Origin of the sequence: Vibrio sp. M260118, from assembly GCF_036533755.1 — a bacterium.
In the GTDB taxonomy this organism is placed as follows: domain Bacteria; phylum Pseudomonadota; class Gammaproteobacteria; order Enterobacterales; family Vibrionaceae; genus Vibrio.
Genome location: NZ_JATABG010000230.1, coordinates 1 through 5693, shown reverse-complemented (window position 1 = coordinate 5693; position 5693 = coordinate 1). Strand labels below are relative to the sequence as shown.

Below are 5693 nucleotides of genomic sequence, written 5' to 3'. Positions count from 1 at the left end.
GCTGATGAAGCTGCTCAAAGAAAACAGGAAGTTGTTCCGCCTGCATTGCAAAAGGGTTTATTTGTTGATCTTCGGCCATGATAGCTCCCATGGTTTCAGCCAATATTCGATACCTTGGCTAACAATTTCTTCGTTCCATTTTTCACCCAAAAGTTCATGACTGCGCGGATCGCACACAAACTCATAGGCTTGATTATTGAGTTCAAAGCGCAGCGCAAATGCGTGTAAATACCCGCGATCTGAGTGACTTCCTGCATTGTAGATTGGATCGCCAACAATACCTGAACCGATTGATTTGAGCGCGACTCTAATTTGATGGGTTTTACCTGTATAAGGCTTACACACGAACAGACGTTCACCCGGAGAGGCAGCAGTAGAAAGAAACTGGGTTGTTGCAGGGTTGGCATGAGTATTGACCAACCTCCAAGATGAGCGACGTGAACGTTCCATATCACCCGTGATCAAGCCTTGTTTCTTCTTAGGTTTCTTACTGCCAATGGCAAGGTAAAATTTCTCAACACTGCGCTCAGCGAACAAGCTAGAGATCTGACTCGCCGCCTTAGCGCTTCTCCCTAATAGCAGTATTCCAGAAGTCATTTTATCTAATCGATGGATAAGGTAGAGCTGCTGTTCTCCCGTCAGCTTAGCAACTTCTTGCAGCAGCATGACATCACCATCATCTTTATGTACAGAGACATTAGGGTGTTTGTTGATGACGATAAAGTCTGGATGGGTATATAGAATATCAAACATTTGACTGGCTCCGCTTCGGAGGCATGAGTATACCCATTATCCTTGTGAAAGCCAGTCTCGCTTGGTTAGAGAGCCTTAACTAAGCTTGAATTTGTTTACTAAACTTTCAAGTTCTGCCACTTTAGCATTCAAACCATCTACATTTTCAGAGCTACTATTTGCAAGCGCTAATGATCGCTCCGAGATATCGCTGATTGCGGTAATATCAGCCGCGATCTCTTTTGTTACTGCAGTTTGCTCTTCCGCCGCAGTCGCAATCGAGTTAACCATTCCCTGCACATTGGCAGCACCGGTCACAATTTCATTTAACGCAGTGACCGCCCCTGAGCTGCGCTCTACCCCAACCTCGACTAATTGGCAATTTTTTTGCGTATAGGTTACTGCTTCTTGAGTGCCCGACTGAATCTGTTGGATGATACCTGCCACTTCTTTCGTCGCAGTGGTTGTTCGCTCCGCCAGCGCTCGAACTTCATCCGCAACGACGGCAAAACCACGGCCGAACTCCCCTGCACGTGCCGCCTCTATCGCAGCATTCAATGCCAATAAGTTAGTCTGCTCAGCAATTCCTTCAATAACTCGAATGACTGAACCGATCTGTTCCCCATGCTCCCCCAGATCGTTCATCTGATTCGACATCTCAGTCATTTGCAGACTCACTTTTTGAATCGAATCAACCATTTCAGTGATAACATTTCGTCCCGACTCCGCACTGTACTCGGATCTTTTAGCCTCTTCAAACGTTGCAGAGCCTTGTTGAGCGACTTCTGAGATCGTGAGGCTCAGTTGTTCAGCAGCGGTCGCTATGAGGTTGGCCTTGTCTGCTTGAGCCGACGCCCCGGCGACTATGTCTTGGCTGGTTTCAGAGAGGGTACCGGTCACTGTTTTTACCTGTTCTGACACAGAGTAAATCGAACCAATCAGGGTCTTGAGCGACGATTGCATCTTATTGATTGATAGCGCCAAGTTCGCCAACTCGTCACCAGAGTCATCTTGGATGTCTTTCGCAGTCAAATCACCCTCTGCCACACGCTGAGCCACTCCATCAAGCTTAGTTAAACGGGTAGTGATAGAGTTTGATAACCAGTATGCGATACCACACGTCAGCAGCAAAGCAACGACGAATAGCGATAACATTGTCGTCTCGATAGTGGCGAACGAACCGGTAAGGTCCACCAGCGCATCATCCACACCGTCTTGTACCGAAACTGAAACGTCATCCAAAAGTATCTCTATCGGCTCGACATACTCCTCATACAGCCCTCTAAGCACAGTCGCTTGTTCAGATATGTTACTCGTGCCGACATTGGGAATAATATCGCGCTCGAATGCGCTAACAAACGAGGACATATAAAGTTCAACCTGCTCAATGCGTTGATAGTCTTCACCTCCCGGTGTTTCAAGGTTTTTGACTACAGCAATAGCATCAGTAAACTCTTGCTTATTTCTTTCGTAAGCTTCGAGCGAACCAGGTGTTCCAATAATTGAGCCTGTCGCATCCCGATAAACATCTGCCGCTTGATCTGCCAACACTAGATAACCGACTAACTCAGGCACATCATCATCTTTGATTTCGGTTGCAATATCTAAAGATTGGCTAACCTCAAGCCAAATCAAACCGGCCATTACAGTCATAATGGCCAATACACAGCCGAAGCCCGCGTACAACTTCTTTCTAACAGACAATTTCACGACACACCTTCCTTAAACGACGACATATGCAACCAATCATTTTATTTATCAATAATAGCGACTAAATAACTTATTCCTTTAATAAAATAGTAGATAAGCAAAAAAAAACCTCCCGACAGGGAGGTTTTAATCCATTTGCTATTCTTGTGTTCAGTTATAGCTTCTTAGAGAAGATACCTGCTACAGCGATGAGACCAATACCCAACAACATGATTTCACCTTTACCACTATCGAAACCTGACTTGATACCCATGAATGCAACAATTGCGATTGCTACAGGGATAACGTACTTAACTAGGTTGTACCACAGGTTAAATAGAGGGAATGGAACTTCGCCATCGTTAGTGATCTCTTTTTCAAGGTCAGCACGCGATAGGCGCCAGCCTGCAAAGATACATATCAACATACCACCCACGGCTAAGAAGATCTTATCTGTCAGTAGATCGAAGATATCGAATGCGCCAGTACCGAATAGCGTTGGGCCTACGCCACCCAAAGATAGCGAAGCGAATACACATAATGTTGCCATCACGACACTTGAAGAGATAACGGCCGTTGAACGCTTCATACCTTTCTCATCGATTAGGTAAGAAACCACAACTTCTAGTAGTGATACCGATGAAGTTAATGCCGCTACGGTTAGACCTAGGAAGAACATAAGAGCCAATAGCAAACCAATCACGCCACCCATTTCAGCAAATAGCTGAGGTACGACAACGAATACTAGACCTGGGCCTGCGGAAGGAGCCATTCCAAATGCGAACATCGCTGGGAACATCGCAATACCCGCTAGGATTGCAACACCTGTATCCATCGCTGTAACCATACCGGTCGTTTGAACTAGGTTCTCTTTTTTCTTAAGGTAAGAGCCATATGTCAACATTGCACCCATACCTAAGCTGAGTGAGAAGAATGCTTGGCCTAGTGCAGCAAGTACAACACTGCTATCAACCTTAGAAAAGTCTGGCTTGAATAGGAATTCTACACCAGCCATTGCACCTGGTAGAGTCATGCCATAAACAGCAACCGTAATAAGGATAACAAACAGTAACGGCATCAACACCTTACCTGCTTTTTCAATACCGCCTGAAATACCTTTAATTACAATGATGATATTTAGGAATAGGTACACTGCCATCCACATTAGCGGCTGAACCGGATCGGAAATGAAACCACCAAAGCTATCACCAATCGCTTCAGGAGTGCTCAGTAGACCACCACCTACTTTGAAGATGTACGCGAGTGCCCAGCCACCAACCACTGGGTAGAAACCCATGATCAATAGGCCACTTAGTACACCCATGACACCAGTGAACGCCCAACGACGATCCGTCGATTTGAACGCACCTACTGCTGATAGGCCAGTCTTACGACCGATAGTGAATTCGGTAAGCATAACGCTGAAACCGATGAAGATTACGAAAAGAAGGTAGATTGCAACGAACGCGCCGCCGCCACTCTCACCTGCCGTGTAAGGAAACTTCCATATGTTGCCCAAACCAACAGCAGAACCTGCTGCTGCCATTACGAAGCCTAATTTAGACCCCCACGTATCACGGGGCTGTGCACTTGAACTTGTAGCCACGGTTACTCCATTAAATCGTTTTTTAAGTTGTGTTTGCTTCTGTTAGGCGTCTTTAAAAGTGGTGTATAGTTATTTTTACACTTAATAAAATTATCAGTGACGCTAACGTTATGGCAAGTAAACCAGTTTAAGATTAAAATTGGAAGCCCATTTAGTTTATTTTTCCATCAACTTTGTAATTAATATGTTTAAATGCTGTTTTTTTGGCCTTTAACATCCTCTATGCACTAGTTTTTACAATCCCATAACACATTCATCCTTTTGCATACAAACCATCACTGATTGTATTCTTTGCGTTTATCCCTCTTGTCGTGATCTCGTTTGAGCTCTACTATTGAGTAGCATTGGATTACCTAGGTTACTGAATGGAAAAGTTTTATCACTTCCTTACCCTTGCTGGGATCGTCTTGTATTGGATTTTAGTCGCAGGTGTTACGATCCGAGTCGTATTAAAGCGACGCGCTGTTAGCGTTTCGCTCGCTTGGCTGATGATTATCTACATCATTCCTATTTTGGGCGTGGTCTGTTACTTCCTTTTTGGTGAACTTAATCTAGGCCGAAAAAGAGCTGAAAGAGCCAACGAGATGCTCTCCCCTTTTACCGATTGGTTTGCCAAGCTCGATGAATGTGCGGCTCACTCACCAGAAAGCCTTGGTCGCCATATCTACCGTATCGATGAACTGTGTAACAACCGTTTAGGTTTACCAGCGCTGTCAGGTAACTCCCTGTCACTACAAAGCTCCCCCGAGGATATCTTGAACTCTATAATCCAAGATATCGACGGTGCACACACCAGCATTCGCATGGTTTTCTATATTTGGCACCCAGGCGGCAAGGCAGACGAGGTTGCTAACGCCCTAATCCGAGCGGCGAAACGTAACGTAGATGTTAAGATACTGCTCGATTCAGCAGGCAGTCCGCGCTTCTTCCGTAGTAACTGGGTAGGTCAAATGCGCAAAGCAGGCATCAAGGTCGTCCAAGCACTCGAAGTCAGCCCATGGCGTATTTTTTTACGCAGACTCGATCTACGCCAACACCGAAAAATCATTGTCATTGATGAAAAGATTGCCTACACAGGCTCTATGAACATGGTCGACCCGGCGTTCTTTAAGCAAAACTCCGGGGTAGGTCAGTGGATTGACATTATGATCCGCGTCACCGGACCAACCGTTAATGTATTGTCTGCTATACACTGCTGGGATTGGGAAGTTGAAACAGGTTCAAGGGCTTTCCCATCACTACCGGAATGTAAAATTAATCCAGACGAGCCAAAACATCCGATTCAAGTAGTTCCCTCTGGCCCAGGCATGCCCGATCACCTCATCTCTCAGGTTTTGACCTTAGCGATCAATCAAGCCAATCGCTCAGTACGAATCACCACGCCTTATTTCGTTCCAAGTGCTGACCTGCTTGAGACGCTAAAAATGACCGCGCACCGAGGTATTACCGTTGAGCTCATCATCCCCCATAAAAACGACTCATTAATGGTTCAATGGGCATCGCGTGCTTTTTACAGCGAACTGCTTGAAGCCGGGGTGAAAATCTATGAGTTTTACGGTGGCCTTCTGCACACTAAGTCCGTAGTCATCGACGAAGAGTTCTGTTTAGTGGGCACAGTAAACATGGATATGCGCAGCCTATGGCTCAACTTTGAACTGACATTAGC

4 protein-coding genes are annotated in these 5693 nt (G+C 45.6%); 1 reads left to right on the top strand and 3 read right to left on the bottom strand.

The window, feature by feature from the left end; all coding sequences use genetic code 11:
• Positions 1–57: 57 nt before the first annotated feature.
• The 3 genes from QTO00_RS13525 to QTO00_RS13515 form a co-directional block, all read right to left on the bottom strand.
• On the bottom strand, positions 58–753 hold the full coding sequence (locus tag QTO00_RS13525) for a TIGR01621 family pseudouridine synthase (protein ID WP_331425273.1): 696 nt from the start codon (positions 751–753) through the stop codon (positions 58–60).
• Between the two features lie 75 nt (positions 754–828).
• A complete protein-coding gene (locus QTO00_RS13520; protein WP_331425272.1) occupies positions 829–2442 on the bottom strand; it encodes a methyl-accepting chemotaxis protein in 1614 nt (537 codons plus the stop codon).
• Positions 2443–2596: 154 nt separating this feature from the next.
• Complete coding sequence (locus QTO00_RS13515) at positions 2597–4027, bottom strand: sodium-dependent transporter (protein WP_331425271.1); 1431 nt, start codon at positions 4025–4027, stop codon at positions 2597–2599.
• A gap of 365 nt (positions 4028–4392) precedes the next feature.
• Between QTO00_RS13515 and cls the strand changes: the two genes are divergently transcribed.
• On the top strand, positions 4393–5693 hold a 1301-nt coding region (cls, locus tag QTO00_RS13510), incomplete at its 3' end, for a cardiolipin synthase (RefSeq protein WP_331425270.1).